Here is a 22,491-nt window from a genome sequence, read left to right as displayed (position 1 = left end):
ACGGTGCGGGAACTCAGCCGACGCTCGCGGCAGCCCAGGTGGTGGCCGGTCCACCCACCCGCGCCGCGGTGAGGCTGTCCTGGTGGCCGGAGCCCGCGTAGGAGGCGAGCGGATCGGCGGGCAGCCCGCGTGCCATGCGCCACTGCGCAAGCATGGGCCGGACATCGGTGTAGAAGGCATCCATCAGCACCGCGTTGGCGCCCAGCACGTCACCGTCGCACTGTGCCGCTGCCAAGGCTTCCGCGTCGACGAGCGCGGCGCGCGCCGTCATTTCCTGCACATTGAGCACCGACCGGATCTGCGCGGGGATTTTCGGTTCGATGTAGTGGCATTGGTCGAGCATCAGATTCACCCGCGCACCGGGTTGGAGGCCGCCGCCGTGGACGAGTTCGAACAGGATGCGGAACAGCTGAAACGGATCGGCGGCGCCGACGATCAGGTCGTCGTCGGCATAGAACCGCGAATTGAGATCGAACGCGCCGAGCCTGCCGAGGCGCAGCAACTGCGCGGCGATGAATTCGATGTTGGTGCCCGGTGCGTGATGGCCGGTGTCGAGGCAGACCACCGCTCGCTCGCCGAGCGCTGTGACATGGGCGTAAGCGGTTCCCCAGTCCGGCACGTCGGTCATATAGAAGGCGGGCTCGAAGAACTTGTATTCCAGCACCAGTCGCTGATCGCTACCCAGCTGGGCGTAGATGTCGGCCAGCGATTCGGCCAGCCGGTCCTGCCTGCTGCGAATGTCGCCTTGGCCGGGATAGTTCGTTCCGTCCGCGAGCCAGATCTTGAGGTCGCGCCCGCCGACCTGGTGCAGGATATCGAGGCAGGCCAGGTGATGGTCGATGGCCTTGCGGCGAATCGTGGCGTCGGTGTGGGTCAGGCTGCCGAGGCGATACGCGTCGTCCTGGAAGGTATTGGAGTTGATCGTGCCGATCGCGACGCCCAGATCGCGGGCGTGGCGCGCCAATTCGGCATAGTCGTCGACAGTGTCCCAGGGAATGTGCAGGGCGACGGTCGGCGCGCTTCCGGTGAAACGGTGCACTGTCGCGGCATCGGCGACCTTTTCGTATGCGGTGCGCGCCGCGCCCGGCGTCGAGAAGACATGGAATCGGGTCCCTGTGTTGCCGAAGGCCCAGGACGGTAGTTCGACGGACAGGGAGTCCAGCACGGACTCAGGGCTTGTCATGAAGTAGCTCCCGGTGGAGGAAAGAGCGCATCCCCGAGGACGGGTGCGCCTGCGACCGGCCGGGCCGGTCGGCGAAATGAAACGTTTCAATACCGTAGCGCGATGTGTGATCTGCGTCAACAACTTGGTTGCCGAACTTGCGCTCAGCGCACCGGCATGCAGTGGCGATACATGATGCGCCTGTTGCAGAAAGTGCAGGTAGATTCATTTTGTTGGCAAGGTGTCAGGGCGAGAGTGGGATGTGCGGCTCCCTTTGGCTGCTTGCCTGGAGAAGGTGCTCGCGACTAGGTTTGATTGAAACGATCAAATTCACTTCGCGCCGACTGTCGGGTGATCCCGGCCGGCGAGCGCGCCGACGCCCGAGAGGGGCTGTCGGCGATCCACCCAGGAGGCGATATGGCCGATCGATCCGAAGCCGCCGCGCGAATCTCGCGGCGCGGGCTGCTGCGTTCCTCGCTGGCGATCGGCGCCGTCGCCGCCCTGCCTGCCGCGCCGAGTGCGCAGGCATCGCCGTCGGCCGGCGTGCCGGCGCAGCTCCCCGGCCCGGACGTGCTGGTGACCGATGTTCGCGAGATGGTCGCGCTGGGCGCCAGGTATCCGGGTAGTGCCGCACATCGCGCGTGGGTCGACCGGCTGGCCGCGGAGTTCGCAGCGCTGGGCATGGACGTGGCGCGCGATCGGCATCAGTTCATGCGCTGGCAGGCCAACTCCACTTCGCTGCAAATCGAGGGTGAGGCCGTGCGGGTAGCCGCCGCGTACCCGAACTCCGGTGCCACGCCACCGTCGGGCAGCACCGGCCCCGCGGTGTATCTGGGTCCGCTGTCGGCTCCCGGGGTGGGCGAGCTCCTCGGTGAAGGGGCAGCGTCGCGTGCCGTCGACCGAGCGGTCCGTGCTCTGCTCGACGCCGTACCGGGAGGAGTGGCCGGCAAGGTCGTGGTCATCGACGAGCCTGTGGCCGCCTTGCGCCTGGGGGTATTCGAGCCGCTGCTGTCCTACCGCCACGATCCGGAGGGCAATACCGGTCCCGGTACCGACTACCGGCGCACCTGGACCACCCTGCTCACCGCCGGAACTTTGACCGCCTTCCGGGAGGCCGGCGCACTGGCCGCTGTGCTCGTGCTGGATGCCGCACCCGAGAACGCATCCGGTCAGTACACCCCGTTCACGCACCCCTATCAGGATCTGCCCGCGTTGGTCGTCGACCGGGTAGCCGGGGCTCGCCTGCGGGCTGCGGCCGAACGCGGTGCGCAACTCACTGTCGAGCTGCAGGCCACCAGGACGCCGGAATCGTCGGACAGCTTGGTCGCGATCCTGCCGGGTAGTGGACGCAGCCCGGAGGCACTTGTGCTGCACACCCATTCGGACGGAATGAACGCCTTCGAAGAGAACGCCACCGTCGCTCAGGTGCATCTGGCCCGCCACTTCGCCGCCTTCGGTCGCGACAACCGCGACCGCGATCTGATCATCAGCGCGGTCACCGGGCACTTCGGGCCCGGTCTGCCGGAGAGCGAAGGGTTCCTCAACGACCATCCCGATCTGGTCGCCCGCGCGGCGGCGGCAGTGACGATCGAACATTTCGGCGCCACCGAGTGGCTCGACGATGCCGCGGGCTATCACCCCACCGGGCAGGTCGAACCAACCGTTGCGTTCCACTCGCCGACCGGCATCCGCGACATAGCCATCGACACCACCCGTGCGTGCGATCTGCGTCGATTCGAGCTGCTTCGCCCCATCGGCCAGACCTTCTTCGGTGTTGGAGCAGCCCTGCATCGCGCCGGGATTCCGAGTGTCGCCTACATCGGAGGGCCCAATTACCTGCTGTCCGACGTGCCCGGCGGTCATCTCGACAAACTGGACGGCCGGCGCATGGCCGACGAGCTGCGGTGGACCGCCGACCTGTTGCATCGACTCGATCGCGCACCGGCAACGCAGTTGCGACACTGACCGGCCACGAGCTGCAATCCGACGATGCCAACGGTGGGCTACCGGCCGAAGAGCTTGTGTGCAGAGCAGAAAATAGGTAGTGCGTTAGGTAATTCGCCGGTTCCGTCGACGCGGGCGGAATGGAATTCTTATCGGGCGTAGACATCCGGTCTACCGCTCCCGCCACCGACAACGGCGTCGGCATGGCCGCCAACGACGTCGGCCAGCAGGCGGGGATGGCGCCCGGTTGCGGCCCTGTGCTGCTCGAGCCCGGCCGCAGATTGTCTGGAGGCGTGCCGCCACTGCGATCCGGAATTCGGATCGCATTCAACAGAACCTGCTATTGGACTTCCGGAGACCGGCGCAGCAGGCTTGAAGCGGTAGGAATCACTCTCCGCCGATTCGAACCTCGGACCTGTCCGAGTTCTCGTGCAATGAAAGGAGACAGGGCCGTCGCCATGGGGCCGCGGCCCTGGATAGCCATGACCCTTTTTCACGACCTGCGCCACTACATCGACAACTTGACCGACAAGCTGGGACCGGATGAGGTTCGCCGGATCGACGGCGCGAATTGGGACCTCGAGATCGGCGGCATCACCGAACTGTCCGCCGAAAAAGAAGGCCCGGCACTGCTGTTCGACAATATTCCCGGCTATCGGCCGGGCTACCGAGTTTTCACCAACTTCATGGGGACCGCCGAACGCTGCGCGGTGGCACTCGGGCTGCCGGCCGATACACCGAAGATGGACATAATCCGTGCCTGGAAGGACATCGGCAAGAGCATCGAACCGATCCCGCCGACCACCGTCGACACCGGCCCGGTGCTGGACAACGTAATGGCGGGCGACGCCGTAGATCTCACGGCGTTCCCCACACCACGCTGGCACGACGGCGACGGCGGCCGCTACATCGGTACCGCGTGCATGGTCATCACCCGTGACCCCGACACAGGGTGGGTCAACATCGGCACCTATCGCGGCTGTGTCCAGGGCAAAGACCGGCTGTCGCTGTGGATGCTGGGAAACCGGCACGCGCGGGCGATCGCAGAGAAGTATTGGAAGCGCGGGTTGTCCTGCCCGATCGCGGTCGTGGTCGGCCAGGATCCGATCCTGTCCACAGTGGCGGCGATCGCGGCACCGGAAGGGGTCTCCGAATACGATCTGGCGGGCGGCCTGCGCGGCAAAGGTGTCGAGGTGCTCATCGCGCCGGACAGCGACCTGCCGATTCCTGCCCACGCCGAGATCGTCATCCAGGGTGAGATGCCTCCGGTCGAGGAAGAGGCAGTCCTCGAAGGGCCGTTCGGGGAATGGACGGGATATTTCACCCATGCAGGGCCCGAGACCGTCGTCCGGGTAACCCGGATCATGCACCGAGACGCGCCGATCATTCTCGGTGCACCGCCGATGATTCCCACGGTGCCGGCCGGTGACCAGGCGGTGCCCCTGTACTCGGCGTCGGTCACCTGGGACCATCTCGAGGCGTCGGGCGTGCAGAACATTCGCGGCGTATGGGCATATGCCAGGCAGTTGCTGATGGTGATCTCGATCGAGCAAACCGGTGCAGGCGATGCGATGCACGCCCTGCTGGCCGCGGCCGGCCGAAAGCGGACCGGCGGAATGGACCGTTACTTCGTGGTCGTGGACGAGGATATCGACATCACCGATATCAACCACGTGCTGTGGGCCGTGTTCACGCGCGTCGATCCCGCCGAATCGATTCACGTGCTGCGCACGCCGACAACCGCTATCGATCCGCGCTTGGCACCGACCAAACGGGAAGCCGGCGATATGTCGATGGGCATCGTGTTGATCGACGCGTGTAAACCGTTCGCCTGGAAGAACACCTATCCGAAGATGAATCGATTCGACGAGAACTACCGAGCCGAGATCCGCGAACGATGGAAAACTGTTCTTCCGCTGTAGGCCACGGCATCGCATTCGGACAGAAGAAAGTAGGCGCGCCGAGTTGAACGTGCCCGATGAGATCATGCCGCTGCTGCGCGGATGGCCGCAGATCGGTGCGGCGGAGCAGGCGTTTCCGTTTCTGTCGGTGGATGCCGACGGCTTCCCGCACAGTGCGTTGCTCTCACGTGCGGAGCTGGAACCCGGTGCCGACGGGACGGGATTGCTCGCGATCATCGCGAGCACCCGTACCCGGTCCAATCTCATGCGGTCACGCGCCGCGGGGTTGATCGCGATCGACGGCACTGTCTGTCATCGCATGAAACTCGCGCTGACGGCGTGGATCGCCGATGGCAGTGACCTGCTCGGCTGTGTTTTCACGGTCACCGGGCACACACCAGACGATATCGGCGTGCCGATGCGGCCCTTGACCTTTCGGCCGACGAGGGAGCTCGCCGAAATGGAGAACTGGCGGCGCGGTGACCGGCTGTTCACCAGGCTGCGAGAGGAGCTACCGCGATGACGTTGCCGCAGCGACGCATCATTATCGGCGTGACGGGGGCAAGCGGTGCTCCCTACGCCGTCCGGCTGTTACAGACCTTGTACGAGATGCCCGGAATAGAAACGCATCTCGTGATGAGTGCCTGGGCAAAATCGAATATCGAGACCGAGACCCCGCACACGGTCGCCGAGGTCGCCGGCCTTGCCGACGTCACCTACAAACTGGGGGAGCAGGGTGCCGCGATTTCCTCGGGGTCGTTCCGAACCGGAGGGATGATCGTAGTGCCGTGCAGCATGCGTACGCTGGCCGCGATTCGACATGGCATCGCCGACAATCTGGTGAGCCGGGCGGCCGATGTCGTCTTGAAGGAGCGCCGCCGGCTGGTGCTGGTACCCCGTGAGACACCGCTGAACGATATTCATCTGGAGAACATGCTCGCACTGAGCCGGATGGGCGCACGCATCGTTCCGCCGATGCCTGCCTTCTACAATCACCCCGAAACCATCGATGATCTGCTGGATCATGCCGTCACCCGAATACTGGACCAGTTCGATATCGATGCGCCGCAGGCGAAACGGTGGCAGGGTTTGACCAAGACGCGGCGCGCCCGAAACGGCGCCGGGGCGGACCGGATCTGAGGACTATCTGCTCGCGCCGCGGCTGACGAATTCGGTGGCGTGGTCGACGAAAGCGCGGGCGGCGGGCGCGCCGACCCCGCCATTGCGCAGGAGAATGCCGAGCCGCCCCGGGGGCAATTCCTCGACCGCCACACCGACGATCCGATCGTTTCCGCGCACCGCCGATGTCGGCACCAGCGCCATTCCCAGCCCTCGTTCCGCCAGCGCGACCAGGACATCCGGATCGCTCGCGGCGAATGCGACGTGCCCGCGAACCCCCGCGCGTGCCAATGCGCGGTCCAACTGACAGCGCACACCGGAGCCCTCCGGTAGCGCGATCAGTGGGCGTTCGCCCAGGGCGGTGAGCGGTAATGTGTGCCGCGCCGCGAACGGGTCCTCGGGCAGTACCGCCGCGATGATGGGTTCGCTGTGCAGTTCGCGCGTGCGCATGGCCGGCGCCGGATCGTCGGTCAGGCTGGTGAAAGCGATATCGAGGGCGCCGTCGTAGACGCGGCGAGCGAGCTCGTCCGCCGTGCCCTCGACCAGGGTGATATCCACGCCGGGGTGATCGCGGTGGAACGAGGCGAGGATCTCCGGCAGATCGATGCTGCGCGGCGAGATCGAGGTGATGGTTCCGACCGCGACATGCCCGGTCAGCAGCCCGGACAGCGCGTCGATCGAGGCGCGCCCGGCCGCGATGGCGTCCATCACCTCGACCGCATGCGGCAACAGGGCCGCGCCCGCCGCCGTCAGCGTCACCCCACGCGGTTTCCTGACGAACAGCCGCTGCCCCAGCTCACGCTCCAGCGCCTTGATGTGAGTGCTGATCCCCGATTGGGCGACGTGTACCCGCTCCGCGGCACGGGTGAAGTTCCCCGCCTCGGCGACGGCGATGAAGTAATGCAGCTGGCGTATGTCCATCGTCAGTGCGTATCGAAAATCCACTGGTAGGCAGCAACCGCCGCTTCGGTGGCCGCCCGTTCGGCCGGCGTGGGGTGCTCGGGATCCACGGCTACCGGCAGTGCGCCGAGTTTCAGCATGGCTGCCATGAGCAGCATTCGTGCCTTCGTGGCGGTCAGGTTGCTACCGGCGATGACCGTCGGGTCGGTGCGGTAGGCGATGCCGCCGGTATTTCCCCGCCCGACCCGGACCACCGGCATGCCGGAGTACGTCGCGATCGAGAGTGCGGCTTGGGTCGCCGGATCGGTGCCACCGAAGGGCGACATGCCTTCGCAGACGAAACCCGACAGTGGCGCACCGGCGAGATTCGCGGCCCGGCGCGCCAGCACTTCCACCGCTGTCGTGTGGTCCGGCGCGGTATCCGCTCCGACCGCGGTCTGCACGTAGCGGGTGTACTTGACGATGGTCACCACTGGCATCGCCTGGGGGTTCAATGCGCCGGCATCGTCTTTGACCGACACCTCGACGGTACGAATGCCGCCGTCGCCTTCCTCGGCGACGCCGGTCACCCGAGGCGGCAAGAGCGGTAAGCGCAGTTCTGATCGGTGCGTGTGCCGATAGTTGGGAATGTAGGTGACTCGCGGTGGACCGTATCCGCCCATATCCGCGACGACGCCGCCATGGCCGCCGGTGGCCTCATAACCGCCTGGCCTGGCATCGACTTTGGCCACTTCGCGGGCGGAGTAGACCAATTCGTCGACGATCAGCACAGCGCCGAGCCGGTTGCGCCCTCGCTCGTCCAGGGCAGCCTCCGACAGCAGGAACTTGACGCCGTCGACAATATTGCGGGCGCCGTCGGCACTGAGCGTCTGATGCCTGCGCTGCGCGGTGTGTCCGACGATCGGCACCGTGGTGTCGATCAGCAAGCCGAGCCAGTACACCGTCTCCTCGGTGGTCGGGCTGCCTTCCAGCCACTGCGCGCCGACGTAATCACCGGCCGACAGCACTCGCTGGACCATTGTCGTTGCCCGCGCCAATGCGCGCAGGTCCGGCTCGCGATGCAGGTGATACGGGTAGTAGGCGAAGAAGTCCTCGCCGAGCGACTCCGCCGCCCTGCCGTCCTGCTCGCCGGTATACCCGCCGCTGGGGGCGGGGCGGAAGAAATCGAAGGTTGCCCGAGTGCTCAACCCGATCGGATGACCGTGGTCTTCGAGCCCGAACCGCTCGATCTCCTCGTAGAGGCGTTCGGCGTCCGGATAGAAGGTTTGCCGGCTGAGCGCCGCGGGCGCAAGCGGCGAGCTGGACGCGGCTTCCCACGCCGATCCGTCGGCTTGCCTGGCCATATAGGGAAGCTGGTAGAGCCCGTCCTCCGGGTGCAACTCCACCTCGTATACCGGTTTCGCGCCGGGGGTTTCGGTGGCATGCAGTGTGCCGTCGGCGTCCAGCCAGCCGTCCGGCGGCGCGTAGAGGGCCCGTGCGTCGGATTCGAGGGGGTGTGCGGTGTAGGCCTCGACGAGGACCGTCACCGGTGCCGCGAGCCGTTGCGGACGCACTAGATCGAAACGTGGTGTCCCGCCGTCGAGCGTGGCCAGTGGCGGCAGGCCGTAACGTTGCCTGGCTTTGGCGGAAGTCACCAGATCCGGACTGTTGCCGATGGTCGCGGTCGGTCCGGAGAAGACCGCGATGCGGCCGGGGTCGATCGGTTGGGCAGTCACGAGATCAGCTCACCGCCCAGCGGAACGAGTCCGCGGCTGTGCAAGCCGCCGTCGGAATGGATCACGCATCCGGTCACCGATTTCGTCCGTTCCTTGGAGGCGAGGAAGACGTAGGCCCACGCGTGGTCTTCCGGTTCCGACGCGACCTGCAGCGGATTCGTCTGCCGAATCAGTTCGGGCAGGTCGGGCATATCGACCAACCGCTGGCCGCCGCCATCCATCGCCTCGACTCCACGCAGCTGGGTCACCGTGCCGCCGGGTGCGACAGCGTTGACCCTGATATGCGGTGCGAGCTCGAAAGACAGCTGGGACAGCAGGCCTCGGACGGCGAATTTGGAACCGGTGTACAGCGGGCCACCTCCGCCGGGAAGGTAGCCGGCATTCGAAATCGTCAGCACGACATTGCCCTGCGTCTTCGTGATCTCCGGAAGCGCAGCCTTGACCGCGAGCAACGATCCCTTGACGTTGATATCGAACATCTCGGTGAAGGCCGCATCGAGCCGGTCCTCGGGCAGGCTGTCCAATGAAGCGAAGTAGTCGAAGATTCCGGCGACCGTTACCAAGGTGTCCAGCCTGCCGAAAGCCTCGACCGCGGCCTCGACCGCTCGTTTGTGGTCGTCGAGTTCACGTACGTCGCCCTGTATCACGGTGACCGCGTCGCCACCCACTTCCCGCAACGCCTCGACAGCTTCGGGGGAGCGGTCGAGGACTGCGACCCGCGCGCCTTCGGCGACGAATCGTTCCACCACGGCGCGGCCGATACCGCTGCCCCCTCCGGTGACGAGCGCGACCTTTCCGGTCAACCAGCCTTCTGTCATTGCCATACCTTTCACGAAAATCATTACGACGCAGGTCCGATCGAGCCCTCGAGCATGCGGGTGAACACCGCTGAGGGCTGCCATGTCAATGCTTCGAGCTCCACCGGATCCAGTCGCACGCATGTGCCACGGCGCGGTGAGGTGATCTCGAGACGTTCGCCGTTGCCGACCGTCACGACCCGTACGACGACGTCGGCGAATTCGTTGCTCAGATGCTGTTCCGTCACAGGAACACCCCGAGGTTGGGGGTGACCAGCGTGGTATGCGCCAAACGGACTGTGCGCGCAGCCAGTTTCCAGCCGCTTTCGGTGTGGTGCAGGATGTCGAAGCGCTCGCCGATGATGGAATCCGATTCGACGCCGTCGCCCTGGGCGCGGAAGCACAGGAAATTGCTGCGCACGTCGTACTTGCCGGCAGCCTCGAGTGCGTCCACGCGGACGTTGGTGATCAGGCGCTGGGTCCGTGAGGGCGGATCCTCGGCGTAGGCGTGGTCGGTGTAGAGACGCGAGACGCGCATCTTCATCGACGCGAAATTGTCTTTCATGTGGAAACCCGTCGGCGAGAACTCGTGTTCACGGGCTTCAGGTCCGCGGGTGACGCGAATCGGCATGAGGTAGACGAGTTCCTCCGACAGGCAGTCGAGCCACCGCTCGAACTGCCGGCGGTCGAGGTATTCGGCCTCGCGGTAGAGGAAGTCGGCGCACGCGGCGGCGATATCGCGGGAAACGCCGGAGCCGGGAGAGGCGGTCCCGTAGTCGGTCGAGATGGTCACTGTCCGGCCTCCTGGTCGTCGCGGTCGGGTGTCGATACTTCCCGCAGCCACCGCCGATAGAAGGCGCGCTGCGGAGCCTCGCCGAGCGCGGTCGTGGTGGCCCGGCCGGGGAAAGGCCAGTGCGGATCCTCGGCGTAGTCGCTCATCCCGTCCAACCCCAGCTGGAAGTTCAAACGCATACCGCTCTTGCGCGCGAAGACCGACTTCGCGGCGACCGGTGCGCCGCCCCAGACCACGGTGTCGTCCTGCTCGAGGATCCCGGCCGGACCATGCATGCTCAGTGCCGCGACATAGGCCTCTTCGTTGAAGCTGTCGGGCGCACTGTTCCAGCCCAGCGTCCAGTTCCAGTTCACGATCGTGTCCGGTCCCGCCGGCTGCCACTGGCGTAGGTACGTGAACACCGCAGGTGGCGCGTCGGGGTGCGGTGAGGCGGGCACCCGCACCAGTCCGAGATTCGGGAAGATGAGAAACGTGGTGGCCGAATGGTTCTCGACGAACTGCCGCTGGTCGGGCGTGAGGCGGTCGAGTTGGAACGTTTCGGCGACCTCGGGCGGGAATCCGGATCGGTGCCAGGGTGCTGGGAGGAATCCGTCATTGACGATCATGCCGTGACCTTCGTCGAAGTACACATGCCGCGACACGCCCTGCGGGCCCGCGCCGCCCGCCTCGATGCCGGGGAACATGCCGACCTCTTCGGCCGACCGGTGGAGGGACGGCACGTGATAGGCGTCGGCCATGAAATTCTCGGCGCCGGACTTCCAGTTGGCCGGCACGCGCCAGCGGTGCGGCTCGCCGATGGCGGACATTCCCTGCTCGTTGAGGCCGAGGAGTGCGTCGAGGTACCACCGCATCCCGCCGAGGTACTCGTCGAGGGTGGGTGCGCCGGGATCGAGGGAGGCGAAGATCAGGCCGTGAACCGAATCGACGTGCGGCGCCGCGACGAGGCCCCACTGCTCGGCATCGAGTTTGCGGTAGGCCTTCTTGCGGTACGGAGCGCCGCTCCAATCGCCGTTGTTCTTGAATACCCAGGAATGGTATGGGCAACGGAAATGGGAGCTGTTTCCCTTCTCCACCCGGCACACCGGGCTGCCGCGGTGAGTGCATTTATTGAAGAGGACATTTATGCGACCGTCCTCGTCGCGGACGACGATGAACTGGTCCTGCCCGATGTAGCGGAGAACGTAGTCGCCCGGCGTCGGAATCTCCGATTCGTGTGCGACGAAGCACCAGCAACGGGCGAAGATGCGGTCCAGTTCGCGTGCATAGACGTCCGGATCGCCGAATATCCGAGGGGAAACAATTCCCTGCTCCAGCTCGCGATCGACCCTGCGGAACAATTCCGTCGTAGAGTCCGGAAATTCAATGGTCCTGCCAGTTTCCGGCAGGGTCGTCTGATCGAACACGTGGTATCTCCTCGCGCTGCTTTCACGGTTTCCGGTAAAATACGAGCGGCTTCGTGAATAGGCAACGAAATCGGTCCGAATGATGGAACGCGGGAGAATTCGGTGATTTCCGGCGACTCGCCCGAAGGGGGGCTAAGGTCGATAGCTGCGGATTCTCTCCAACGATCGAGGTGTTGTGATGGCCGATACCGCGCCACTGTCGAACCTGCCGGCCGAGCTGACCAGCCTGGTCGGTCGGGCGTCGGAATCGGCGGAGGTCAGGAGGCTGCTGGCGAATTCACGGCTGGTCACCCTCACCGGTACCGGCGGTGTCGGGAAGACACGACTGGCCATGCATGTCGCTCGTAAAGCCGAGCGAGGACTCGCCGGCGGCGCCGTGTTCGTCGAATTGGCGGAGGTCGCAGACCCTGCTCTGGTGGCGCTGACGGTGGCCCAGGTGCTGGGCGCGCCCACCCAGCCGCACGACGTGGTGGCGACGTTGATCGACTTCCTTCGCGGTCGCGAGCTGCTCCTCGTACTGGACAACTGTGAACATCTACTCGACGAGAGTGCGGTTCTGGTGCGCAATCTGCTCTCTGCGTGCCCGGCCCTGCGCGTGCTCGTGACCAGCCGGGAGCCGCTGCGCGTTGCGGGTGAGCATGTGTTCGAAGTACAGCCGCTCGGGGTGGGCCCGGCCGGGCATCGGGACGACGGCACGCGCCCCGATGCGGTAACGCTGTTCGTCGAACGGGCCGCCGCCGCGGCGCCGGGATTCTGTATGACAGCGGAGAACACAGCCACGATCGAGGAACTCTGCCGTCGGCTCGACGGTCTGCCGCTGGCGATCGAATTGGCCGCCGGACGGATGCGAGCCCTCTCGCCACGCGAATTGCTCGAACGGCTGGCCGACCACCACCGATTGCTTACGGTAGGCGATCGCTCGGCTGCGCCGCGGCATCAGTCGCTCTGGGCGACGCTGGACTGGAGCTATGGGTTGTGCACCGCCATGGAGCGTCGGCTATGGGAACGGTTGTCGGTGTTCACCGGCCCGGTTCACATCCAGGCCGCCGAGTGTGTGTGCAGCGATTCGAGCGTGCCGCGAGAGGCGATCGTCGATTGCCTTGCCGCGCTGGTGGACAAGTCGATTGTCGGCCTGCTCACCGATGGCGAGCACCCGACGTACCGGATGTTGGAGACGGTGCGTGAGTACGGCTTGCGCAAGCTCCGTGCCCGCGCCGACGAAGCGGCCGTGATCGGTCGATACCGCACGTACTATCAACGGTTGGCACGAGAATTCGATGCGCACTGGTTCGGCCCCGGCCAGGTGGGGCAGGTGGAACGGATGCGGCGGGAGCACGCGAATCTGCGCGCGGTGCTGGATTCGCTGCTCGCGGATCCAGCAGGTGGCCCCGCCGCGCTCGGCATGGCTGCGGCCCTGTTCTGGTATTGGCTCGGATGCGGCCAGCAGCGCGAGGGACGGTACTGGCTCGATCGCGCACTGGCGTCCGGCTCGGCGCCCAGCTCCGAACGTGCCGCCGCGCTGTGGTCGAACGGATACCTCGCCGTGGCGGAGGGCAAGGCGGTGGTCGCCCTTGATCTGCTGCGTACCAGTCAGGACCTAGCCGCTGAACTGGGCGATGATGTCAACCTGGCGCACGCGACGCACTTCCGCGGGGTCGCCGAGCACAACCTCGGCAACACGGCATTGGGCATGAAGCTGATCGAGGAAGGCTCGGCGATGGAGGAGGCGGGGGGACCGAGCCTGCTGCACATTCTCGCCCTCGAGCAGTTGGGGTGGGCCTACTGCCTGCGGCAGGAGCCCGAGCGCGCGATCGAGGTCCTGCAGGAGTGCAGGCGAGTCTTGGCCGAACACGGCGAGCGGTGGCTGCTGTCCTGGATCGATGCGTTCCTCGGCCTGGCGCAGTGGATGCTCGGCGAGTACGACGCGGCCGGAAGACATCTGCACGAAGCATTGACGGTCAAACGTTCCTTCCACGACGCGCTGGGCATCGGGGTGGTCATGGAGTTGCAGGCCTGGGTGGCCGTGGCCGAAGAGCGGCCCGAGCACGCCGCCCGATTGATGGGTGCGGTCCGGCACGTGTGGGAGCCACTCGGTGAGTATCCGGGCGGCTTCGAATTACGCAGCTGGAGCGACAGAACCGCACAGCAAGCTCGGGCTGCGCTCGGAGACGCGGCCTTCGAAGCAGCGTTCGCAGCGGGCGGCCGACTCGGTACCGAACGGGCGATCGACGTCGCTCTTGGGCAGATCTCGGTGGACGACACCCCCGAGCCCGAGCCGGCCGATGCGGTCCTCGCGCTGCTTACTCCGCGTGAGCTGGAAGTAGGCAGGCTACTCGCGAAAGGGTTGACCAACCGGCAGATCGCGCAGGCGTTGGTGGTCGCTCTGCGCACCGTCGACTCTCACGTGGAGCACATCTTCGCGAAGCTGGGCGTGAATTCCCGAACCCAGGCGGCACTGCTGCTGTCGTCACGGTGCTGAGCATCGATCGTCAGTGCCGGTGCCGCATCGACCGTCGGTGGATGGCGCGCCACCGCGCGGTCAGTGCTTTGCCGTCAGCCTGTTGCACATCGCCCGGTTCGCCAGCACACCGGTCGCCGCCCGGGCGGCCGTGGCCGTGGCCGCATCGATGGTGACGACGAGCATCCCTGGCCCGGACTCGAGTCGGTCGACGACCCGGCCGAACGGATCCGCAACCATGGAGCGGCCGATCCCGGTCGGCGCGCTCGGATTCAGTGCGAGGCCGGTGAACCGCGGGTCCGCCTGATCGCAAGCCAAGATCCACGAGCCCGAGTCGAGCGCGCGCGCCCGCACCAGCGTTTGCCACTGCTGGACCTTGCCCTTGCCCGCACCCCATGAGGTCGGCAGCATGATCGCGCTGGCACCCCGCTCGGCGAGCTGTTGGAAGAGGGCGGGGAAGCGCACGTCGTAGCAGGTGGCGACGCCGAGCACCAGCCCGTCGACCGACACCGTCACGTAATCCGTCCCGGCGGCCACGGTGTCGGATTCCCGGTAGCCGAAGGCGTCGTAGAGATGAATCTTGTGGTAGCCGAGGTGATATCCGAGGCCGGTGAGCAGCACCGTGTTGCGCACCCGCTCGCCCGCCGGGGTGAACATCCCCGCGGCGATGAGTACCCCATGGTCGTCGGCGATCTCGGCCAGAGCTCGTGCCCACTGGCCGTCCAGCGGTTCGGCCACGGCCGCCAGCGGGGTGCCGAAACACGCCATCGTGGCTTCGGGAAAGACGACGATCCGGGCGCCTTGTTCAGCGGCCCGCCCGACGGCGGCCCGTACCTGAGACAGGTTGTGCGACGGATCTGCCGTGGAGGTGATCTGGCACAGTGCCGCGCGCACTGCTGCGATGCTCATGTCCGCGCCTCCCGCCCCGCTCGGGGGATCCAGCCGGGCCGGCTCAGCAGGTAGCGGACCATCCGCGGCGGGATCGTCAGGGCGGCGGTGATTTCTCTTTCCTCGGCGGGCAGTTGTGTCCGGATCGTGTGGTGTGCACCGGATTTCACCTTGCCGATCCATTCCGGATCGATAAGTGCGGCACGGCCGACGGCGATGAGGTCCGCGCCCGCCGACATCGCGGACTCGGCGTCGTCCAGGGTTCGGATACCGCCACTGGCGACGACGGCGCTGCGTCCGGAGACAGCGGCCGCGATCACCGGAATCGGGTTGCGTGACTCGGCCGCCGAACGCGTTCTGGTCCAGTCCCGGTCTTCGGGCTGCGGTGAGTTCTTCCGAAAATCGTCCATGGAAATGTGGATGTAGTCGGCATACTCGGCCAAGCGGTCGGCCAGTTGCGCCGCATCGTCGAGCGTGTAGCCGCCGGCTTCCGATTCGAACGGTGTGATCCGGAAACCGAGCGTGACCTCATGGCCGACCGCACTGCGAACCTTGCGTGCGACGGCGATCGGAAAACGCATTCGCTCGCCGAGCCCACCGCCCCAACGATCGGTGCGCTGGTTGGCCCTCGGGGAGAAGAATTGGTGGATCAGGTAGTGGTTCGCACCGTGGATCTCGATCCCATCGAACCCCGCAGCGACGCCGAGTGCCGCCGAGCGTGCGAATGCATCGACGAGGCCGTCGATCTCCTCGGGACCTAGTTCTCTCGGCACCGGTGCGTTCGGGCGGGTCGATGGCACCGCGGATGGCCCCCGAATCCCGCTGCGCCCGACGATCTCCGGGATGGCGATACGCCCGCCGTCGTAAATTTGCAAGATGGCAAGCCCACCGTTGCCGCGCATAGCGCGTGCGACTGCGGTCAGGCTGTCGAGGTGGGTGGAACCGGTGGCGCCGATTCCTCGCCATGACCGGCCGTCCTCGTGTACATACGCGCACGAGGTGATCGCGGCTCCGAAGCCAGCCGCGCTGCGACGGGCCAGATAACGCAACTCGTCATCGGTGACCGAACCGTCGGGGTGGGAAGAGTTGGTGGTCATCGGTGCCAGGACGAATCGATTCCGTAGTATCGCCCCGGATTCGAGGCGTAGCGGTGCCCAGGGGCCTGGGTTGTCGTGCACAGTGGGAGCTCCTGTGAGTAGGGATGGGCAGGCGATCACTCGACCGGTGGCGGCAGCCGGCGGACGGCGTAGGAAAGTTCGATCGAGCGTCCCGTCCGGGGATCGCCGAGCTCCACTCGCCAACCGTCGCTGAACTGGTCGGCATCCGGACGCATGGGGATGGTGCCCGACATCAACACCGTCCCCACCTCGAGGAGCCCACGGCGACGCAGTTCCTCGACCCAGTACTGCGGCGTCAACAGTTCAGCGAGTGTGCCCTGTTGAATGACCTCGGTTTCGCGGTCGACCAGAACCGATCCGGTAAGGGTCAGCTCGTCGATGTAGCCGGCCACCTCGTCGAGCGGCCATGCCGAACGGGCGAGGACATCCGGCGCGGCCTGCTTGCTCCACGCCACTGCGTGCTGCTCGAGTTGCCGGTCGGTGTGATCGCACGCGGCGGTGAGCAGCAGCTCGCCCGGACCGTCGCCGGCGACCACCAATGCCCATTCGGCCTCCCCCGAGGTCCGCTCGTGCTGCACGGGCACCTCGTCGGTCTGCATGGCCAAGTACGGAGCGATGGGATAGACGCACGGGATTCGGGTGGGGCCGGGGACGCCGAGTTCGGCGAGCTCGGCGATGTGAGCGGCGACGTCGGCTTGGCTCCGCCCGGCGTACCCCGCGTTGAGCAGAGTCCGTACGTCCACCGTGCGGCGGCTGCCGTCGGGCAGGTCGAAGGTCAAAGGAGGCATGGGTTTTCCGGATTTCCTTACTGTGTCGATGAATCGGCCGGTCGCTATCGACGGAGGTGTCGCTGCCACCGGGCTTCCTGGGTCTGCTTGCCCACGCTCGCGGCTACCGCACGAATCGCGGGTGCGGCCTGTGCGGGACGGAATCGGTGGACCGGGCCGGAGATCGAGATCGCCGCGATCACGCCTCCCGACCAGTTGCGGATCGGCGCAGCGATACAGGTGAGCCCCGGCCTGGCTTCCTGCCTGTCGTATGCGATGCCTGTGTGCCGAATAGCGGAGAGCTCTCGTGCCAATTGTGCGGGCGAGCAGATACTGGTCGAGGTCGCGGGCCGCAGTCGGTCCGAGACCCGGGCGAGCACGTCGTCGCCACTGAACGCCAACAGGGCCTTACCCACGGCGGTGTTGGTGGCAGGCAGCCGAGCACCCACGGTGGCGGGTGAGCTGACGGCCTGGTGACCGTGGATCTGCTCGATGTAGCGTGCTTTGTCGTCGGCCAGCACGCACAGATTCACCGTCTCGTGCGTCATCTCGTAGAGGTCGAGCAGATGGGGCAGCGCGATCCGGCGCAGGTCTTGCACCTCGGGTTGTGCCGTGAGCGCGGCCAGCTCGGCCAGCCGAGCGCCAGGGGAGTACTCGGTGCCGCATTTGGTGACCATTTCCCAGTCGACGAGTACGGCGAGCAGCCGGTGTGCGGTCGACTTGGGGAGCCTGGCCCGCCGAGCGATCTCGGAGACCCCCATTACCCGGTGCCGCGGAGAGAAGCTACTCAACAGTGCCAAAGCCTTGGACGCAGAACTGGAGGACTCGGGTTCGGCCTGGTCGCGGCCCGCGTTCAAGGGGATGCACGCGCCGGCGGCGGCCGTGTGGGCCGACGCACCCATGCTGCTGATCGTCATGATGTGCCTCTCGATAACCGTGGCCGGCCAGACGGGGCCGGCGGAACAGGATGCAAACCCGGACCGCGGATGGCCGAACACATCGCCGCTCCGCCGGGGGCGCCGCCCGGCGGAGCACGGAAACCCGCGGGGCTGAACTGGGCTGACAATTCACGGGAGACCGGTGCTCAGGATGTGCGGACTACGGATTCCGACCGCGCAGCCAACGGTATTTCCGATGCGTGATGGGTCACAACGGGGGAATTACCGAGTGACTACCTATTCGCGAATGGGTCACCGCCGAGGCCCACCCGAAGCGGTCAGCAGGCGAGCCCCACCGACCCGAGATGTGTGAAATGCGCCGCGATCATGGCGCCGGGCGGTGCCGGCACCGCGTCGGTCATGGCGCCGGTCATCACGATCCAGCCGGGCTCGATCGCATGACCGCGTTCGGCCAGCGCATTCGCGGCCATGGCCAGGGCCTGGGCCGGATGCCCCTGAACGGCCACACCCAGCCCGGTCGCCGCCAGCGCTCCATCGACCTCGAGCAAGCAGGCTTCCAGCGGCAGGTTCAACTCCGCCGGGTTCGCCCCGACCGATCCGGTGCGGAAGTATGCCGCCGAGGCGTTGTCGGCGATCACCTCGGGCAGGGTGAATCGGAAATCGGGGTACCGGCTGTCGATGATCTCGACGCTGGCATAGACGCGATCGACCGCGGCCAGCGCTGCCGCCGCGGTGACGCCAGGCCCGGCCAGGCCTCGGCCCATCACAAAGGTGATCTCGGGCTCGACTCGGGGGTGGATCAGCTGATCCTGCGGCAGGGGCGTCCCGGCCGGTAGCACCATCGCATCGGTGAGCCATGCGGTCAGCGGCGCGGACACACCCATCTGCTGCTGTTTGGCGGCCGAGGTGAGTCCGAGCTTCACTCCGACGATGGTTTCGCCGCGTTCGATGCGCTGGCTCAACGCTTCGTCCTGGACGCGGTAGGCGGTCGCGGTGTCGAGGGCCGGGTACCGGCCGGTGAGTGGCGCCACCGTCGTCCGGTCGGTCTGCGCACGCAGCAACCGGGCCGCGAGCTCCTCCACCGGCACGCACGGATCGTCGATGGTGTCGGGCACTGCTGGTTCTACGGTCACGATCGGCTCCAGAGGTTGTTGTCGTGGTCTCGGACCGATTCACACTGACCTTCATCGCGCGACGGGTGAACGATCGTGGTCCGTCCCACGGAACGTCCGGCAACGCCCCGGCGGGTGCGGATCGGAGTTTGCCGGCCAGTGGAACGCGCTGATTGCTCACGGCCTGCCCAGCGTCGAGCCTGCTGTCACCACAGCGGACGACGGAAAGGGATTCCATTTCATGGCCACGTTGGCGATCGATGGTGTCGAGATCTATTACGAGCAGCACGGAACCGGGGATGAGGTGCTGCTGGTACACGGCGCCGCGGCGTCCGGACGCTGGTTCGGCGAACTGATCCCGCGACTGGCCGCGCACTATCGGGTGATCGTTCCCGATCTGCGTGGACTCGGCCGTAGCCAGCGGGTGGCGCCGCTGACTCGACCGCAGACATGGGTAGCCGACCTGTGGCGGCTGCTCGACGAGCTGGGGCTGGACCGGGTCCACGTCGCGGGGGTGTCACTCGGCTCGCGCATCGCGGGCCGTCTCGCACTGGAGAACGCTGCCCGGGTCCGGACACTGACGGTCGACGCGCCGATCGTCGGTCTCAGCGTAAGCGGCAACGCCTCGCTCAACACGGTGTTCACGACCGTCGATCCGGACAGCGCGCAGGCCGAGGAATGGCGGCAACTGCACGGAGCGGATTGGCGTGACGCCGTGGATTTCTACGCGAAGACACGCGGCACGGCCGAATTCCAGGAGTACTACACGCTGCGTCCGAATCTGACGAAGATCACCGTGCCGACGTTGGTCTGCCGCGGCGATCTGGACGACGCGATCCACCCCGTCGACGACGCGTTCATCTGGCACAAGCAGGCTCCGGACACTCAGCTGTTCATCGCGCCCGGACTCACACAGTCCTCGGTGATGCTCGAGCGTGCCGAACAGTTCGTCACCGAGTTCGTTGCTTTCCAGCAGCGGTGCGCTGCGGACCCGGACGCATGAATCGGGTTCTGCTCACCGGCTTCGGCGCCTACGCCGAGGAAACCGACAATCCGAGCGGGGTGATCGCGCGGCGATTCGACGGTGCCCGAGTCGAGGGCGCCGACGTCGTCGGCCGTGTGCTTCCGGTCGCCACAGAGGAAGTGCGCGCCGTGCTCGTCGAGGCAATAGACGAGATACGCCCTGACGTCGTCCTGGTTACCGGCGTGGCGCCGGGGCGGGCGAGCCCGGCTGTCGAACGAGTCGCGATCAACATGCGGGACTTCCCGATACCCGACATCGACGGCAACATCCCCATCGACCGCCCGATCGACGCGAGCGGACCGGACGCGTACCTGAGCACCTTGCCGATCAAGGCCATCGTCGACGGCTGGCATTCGGCGGGCATTCCGGGCTACGTCTCGAACACGGCGGGCACTTATCTGTGCAACCAAACGATGTATCTCGCGCGCCACCTCTGCTCGGCCCGCGCCGGAATGGTGCACCTCCCCGCGACGCCGGCCAGGGCGGCGGCGGAACTACCGCCACCGCCGTCGATGTCGCCATCGGATCTCGAAGAATCTGTGCGACTGGCCATTTCGGTGGCGGTAACGCATCGAGGACCGGATCTCCATCTCGGTGCCGGTGCGATCAGTTGATCCGAGGACATGCGAAATGACCGAATTCACCGAAGAATCCACCAGTCGTTACCTCGAGGTCGATGGCAGCGCCGTGCACTATCACGACGTGGGGTCCGGCCCGCCGTTGGTCTTCGGTCAGGCCTTCGGGCCCTTGCCCGGTACCACGGCGTGGCTCACCTATCATCGTGTCCTGGTCGATCTCGCGGCGGACCACCGCTGCGTGCTCGTCGACTATCCGAACTTCGGCCGCAGCGCAGCCCGCGAATTCCATGAGCCGGTGCACGATTTGTACGCTCGCAACACCCTCGCCGTGTTGGACGAGCTCGAATTGGACGCCGTGACGCTGATCGGAGTCTCGACGGGCGGCACCGTTGCTATTGATCTCGCGATGACCGCGCCCGAGCGCGTCGAACGGTTGGTCATCGGTGGCTGCAGTGCGTCCACCGGTGGCGACCCCTATCTGCTCGGTCCCGCGCCGACCGAGGTCGGCCGGCTGTTCGACGAATGCCAATCGAAGCCGCCTGACCGTGCCAACATCGCGCGCCTGCTGCGCGCGATCGTGCACGACCCCGGCACGATCGACGATGGGCTCGTCGAGCAGCTGTACCGGTGGCGGCGCCGAGAACCCGAGCATGCCGACACCTGGAACCGGTCGACGATCGTGGCACGCAGCAATATCGCCGCACTAGCCGAGGTCGCTGCGCCGACGCTGATCGTGCACGGTCGCTCCGACCGCATGGTTCCGCTCGAAGGTGCGTTGATGCTGCTGGGGCGGCTGCCCGCCGCAGACCTGGTCGTGCTGAACAACTGCGGGCACTGGTCCCCGTTCGAACGGCCGTCCGCGTTCGTCGCGGCGGTCCGCGCGTTTCTCCGGCGATGACGCGCCGCACGTTCCGGCATGCGGATCGTCGCCGTTGTCCGGCGTTGGGAGTCGGCCCAAGCTGCATACATTCACCGGAGCCAGCGGTTTCCGGTTTGATCCACCAGGAAGGCAACACCGAACATGACTGAAGTTGTCGGGCTCGGCTACGTGGGCCTCACCGCGACGGATGTGGAGGCCTGGCGCAGCTACGGCACCGAAATCCTCGGCCTGCAAGACGTTTCCGTCGCAGAAGAAGCCGGCGAGGACACTGTCCTGCTGCGGGCCGATGAGCGCGGCTGGCGATTCGCAATCCATCGTGGCGAGGCCGGCGGAGCCGCGTATGTGGGCTGGGAAGTGGCGAACCGGTCCGCACTGGAGGCAGTCAGAGCCCGCCTGGCTACCGCAGGTGTCGCCACCGAAGACGATCCGTCCTGTGCCGCCGAACGCGGCGTCGAGGAACTGTTTCGCTGCGCCGACCCCGACGGCCACCGGCTCGAGTTCTTCTACGGCGCTCGTGTGCCGAAGAAACCGTTCGTCTCGCCACGCGGTGTCCGATTCGTCACCGGCGACCTCGGCCTCGGCCATGTGTTCTTCTTCGTCACCGAGCTCGCCGCGGCCAAGCGGTTCTACCTCGACGTTCTCGGCTTCCGCCTGAGCGACACCATCGAATTCCACGGCCGCAAGGTGCACTTTCTCCATGTCAACCCGCGCCATCACAGCCTCGCGTTCGTGGAGAACGAGGACCTGGCTCCGGCACTGGGTCATTTCATGCTCGAGGTCGACGACATCGACGACGTCGGCCGTGCGCTGGACGAGGTACACGCCCACGGCGTCACCCTCACCGAGACGCTCGGCCGTCATTCCAATGACCTGGCGATCTCGTTCTTCATGAAGAACCCGTCGGGCTCGGAGGTCGAATACGGCTACGACGGCCGCCTGGTCGACGATGCCACGTGGCGGGTCTCGAATTACGACGCGACCAGCCTGTGGGGGCATCACCGTGATTGACGACCGAATTCGCACTCGCAGCCGC

At 66.3% G+C, this 22,491-nt stretch carries 21 protein-coding genes; 9 read left to right on the top strand and 12 right to left on the bottom strand.

All coding sequences use genetic code 11. The features are described 5' to 3' along the window. Positions 1-13: 13 nt before the first annotated feature. Positions 14-1,183 (bottom strand): L-rhamnose isomerase, encoded by a 1,170-nt coding sequence (gene rhaI, locus AC5W7N_RS27750; protein ID WP_195021626.1) that lies wholly within the window; start codon positions 1,181-1,183, stop codon positions 14-16. A gap of 396 nt (positions 1,184-1,579) precedes the next feature. Here rhaI and AC5W7N_RS27745 point away from each other — a divergent pair, with 396 nt between their 5' ends. From AC5W7N_RS27745 to AC5W7N_RS27730, 4 genes are all read left to right on the top strand, one after another. Next, positions 1,580-3,127 carry a hypothetical protein gene (locus AC5W7N_RS27745; protein ID WP_490725442.1) on the top strand — a complete coding sequence of 516 codons (1,548 nt, stop codon included), beginning with the start codon at positions 1,580-1,582 and terminating at the stop codon, positions 3,125-3,127. A gap of 479 nt (positions 3,128-3,606) precedes the next feature. Continuing rightward, the gene (locus AC5W7N_RS27740) at positions 3,607-5,028 is read left to right on the top strand and encodes a UbiD family decarboxylase (RefSeq protein ID WP_195021699.1); all 1,422 of its coding nucleotides are present in this window, start codon (positions 3,607-3,609) and stop codon (positions 5,026-5,028) included. Between the two features lie 49 nt (positions 5,029-5,077). Beyond that, complete coding sequence (locus AC5W7N_RS27735) at positions 5,078-5,530, top strand: hypothetical protein (RefSeq protein WP_324197470.1); 453 nt, start codon at positions 5,078-5,080, stop codon at positions 5,528-5,530. Continuing rightward, positions 5,527-6,147, top strand: a complete 621-nt coding sequence (locus AC5W7N_RS27730) for a non-oxidative hydroxyarylic acid decarboxylases subunit B (RefSeq protein ID WP_195021628.1) — start codon at positions 5,527-5,529, stop codon at positions 6,145-6,147. The genes AC5W7N_RS27735 and AC5W7N_RS27730 overlap by 4 nt, the downstream gene beginning before the upstream one ends. 3 nt (positions 6,148-6,150) lie before the next feature. Here the strand turns inward: AC5W7N_RS27730 and AC5W7N_RS27725 are convergent, their stop codons facing one another. Genes AC5W7N_RS27725 through AC5W7N_RS27700 form a run of 6 tightly spaced genes read right to left on the bottom strand, consistent with a single transcriptional unit; the run spans position 6,151 to position 11,668 of the window. Then, positions 6,151-7,047: a LysR family transcriptional regulator gene (locus AC5W7N_RS27725; RefSeq protein ID WP_195021629.1), complete on the bottom strand. Its 897-nt coding sequence runs from the start codon at positions 7,045-7,047 to the stop codon at positions 6,151-6,153. Positions 7,048-7,049: 2 nt separating this feature from the next. Further along, positions 7,050-8,741: an asparaginase domain-containing protein gene (locus AC5W7N_RS27720; RefSeq protein WP_324197464.1), complete on the bottom strand. Its 1,692-nt coding sequence runs from the start codon at positions 8,739-8,741 to the stop codon at positions 7,050-7,052. Further along, a complete protein-coding gene (gene hcaB / locus AC5W7N_RS27715; protein ID WP_195021702.1) occupies positions 8,738-9,559 on the bottom strand; it encodes a 3-(cis-5,6-dihydroxycyclohexa-1,3-dien-1-yl)propanoate dehydrogenase in 822 nt (273 codons plus the stop codon). Before hcaB ends, AC5W7N_RS27720 begins: the two co-directional genes overlap by 4 nt. A 23-nt stretch (positions 9,560-9,582) precedes the next feature. Continuing rightward, a complete protein-coding gene (locus tag AC5W7N_RS27710) occupies positions 9,583-9,786 on the bottom strand; it encodes a dihydrodiol dehydrogenase (protein ID WP_195021630.1) in 204 nt (67 codons plus the stop codon). After that, entirely contained in the window at positions 9,783-10,331 is a 549-nt protein-coding gene (locus AC5W7N_RS27705) for an aromatic-ring-hydroxylating dioxygenase subunit beta (RefSeq protein ID WP_324197465.1), read from the bottom strand. The genes AC5W7N_RS27710 and AC5W7N_RS27705 overlap by 4 nt, the downstream gene beginning before the upstream one ends. Further along, positions 10,328-11,668 carry an aromatic ring-hydroxylating oxygenase subunit alpha gene (locus tag AC5W7N_RS27700; RefSeq protein WP_228816213.1) on the bottom strand — a complete coding sequence of 447 codons (1,341 nt, stop codon included), beginning with the start codon at positions 11,666-11,668 and terminating at the stop codon, positions 10,328-10,330. The genes AC5W7N_RS27705 and AC5W7N_RS27700 overlap by 4 nt, the downstream gene beginning before the upstream one ends. Positions 11,669-11,912: 244 nt before the next feature. Between AC5W7N_RS27700 and AC5W7N_RS27695 the strand changes: the two genes are divergently transcribed. Continuing rightward, positions 11,913-14,213 (top strand): ATP-binding protein, encoded by a 2,301-nt coding sequence (locus AC5W7N_RS27695; protein WP_195021632.1) that lies wholly within the window; start codon positions 11,913-11,915, stop codon positions 14,211-14,213. A gap of 60 nt (positions 14,214-14,273) precedes the next feature. On the opposite strand, the gene AC5W7N_RS27690 is transcribed toward AC5W7N_RS27695, so the two are convergent. The 5 genes from AC5W7N_RS27690 to AC5W7N_RS27670 form a co-directional block, all read right to left on the bottom strand. After that, positions 14,274-15,101 (bottom strand): carbon-nitrogen hydrolase family protein, encoded by an 828-nt coding sequence (locus AC5W7N_RS27690; protein WP_195021633.1) that lies wholly within the window; start codon positions 15,099-15,101, stop codon positions 14,274-14,276. Beyond that, positions 15,098-16,177, bottom strand: a complete 1,080-nt coding sequence (locus tag AC5W7N_RS27685) for an oxidoreductase (protein ID WP_228816214.1) — start codon at positions 16,175-16,177, stop codon at positions 15,098-15,100. The genes AC5W7N_RS27690 and AC5W7N_RS27685 overlap by 4 nt, the downstream gene beginning before the upstream one ends. A gap of 116 nt (positions 16,178-16,293) precedes the next feature. Further along, positions 16,294-16,986, bottom strand: a complete 693-nt coding sequence (locus AC5W7N_RS27680; protein WP_195021635.1) for a DUF2848 domain-containing protein — start codon at positions 16,984-16,986, stop codon at positions 16,294-16,296. 44 nt (positions 16,987-17,030) lie between these two features. Continuing rightward, entirely contained in the window at positions 17,031-17,882 is an 852-nt protein-coding gene (locus AC5W7N_RS27675) for an IclR family transcriptional regulator (protein ID WP_195021636.1), read from the bottom strand. A 299-nt stretch (positions 17,883-18,181) separates the two neighbouring features. Further along, positions 18,182-18,997 carry a 2-keto-4-pentenoate hydratase gene (locus AC5W7N_RS27670; protein WP_416383107.1) on the bottom strand — a complete coding sequence of 272 codons (816 nt, stop codon included), beginning with the start codon at positions 18,995-18,997 and terminating at the stop codon, positions 18,182-18,184. Here AC5W7N_RS27670 and AC5W7N_RS27665 point away from each other — a divergent pair. The 4 genes from AC5W7N_RS27665 to AC5W7N_RS27650 all read left to right on the top strand — a co-directional run bounded on the left by AC5W7N_RS27665 (position 18,966) and on the right by AC5W7N_RS27650 (position 22,466). Then, positions 18,966-19,979, top strand: coding sequence for an alpha/beta fold hydrolase (locus AC5W7N_RS27665; protein WP_228816215.1), 1,014 nt, complete (start codon positions 18,966-18,968; stop codon positions 19,977-19,979). The two genes, AC5W7N_RS27670 and AC5W7N_RS27665, sit on opposite strands and share 32 nt — an antisense overlap. Beyond that, complete coding sequence (locus AC5W7N_RS27660; protein WP_195021637.1) at positions 19,976-20,614, top strand: pyroglutamyl-peptidase I; 639 nt, start codon at positions 19,976-19,978, stop codon at positions 20,612-20,614. The genes AC5W7N_RS27665 and AC5W7N_RS27660 overlap by 4 nt, the downstream gene beginning before the upstream one ends. A gap of 16 nt (positions 20,615-20,630) precedes the next feature. Beyond that, positions 20,631-21,476 (top strand): alpha/beta fold hydrolase, encoded by an 846-nt coding sequence (locus AC5W7N_RS27655; RefSeq protein WP_195021638.1) that lies wholly within the window; start codon positions 20,631-20,633, stop codon positions 21,474-21,476. 123 nt (positions 21,477-21,599) lie between these two features. Continuing rightward, positions 21,600-22,466: a VOC family protein gene (locus tag AC5W7N_RS27650; RefSeq protein ID WP_195021639.1), complete on the top strand. Its 867-nt coding sequence runs from the start codon at positions 21,600-21,602 to the stop codon at positions 22,464-22,466. The last annotated feature ends 25 nt before the right edge of the window (positions 22,467-22,491 follow it).

It is taken from the genome of Nocardia sp. CDC519 (assembly GCF_059509835.1).
Note: the sequence above shows the minus strand (reverse complement) of the source record. Positions and strands in the feature narration are given on the sequence as shown.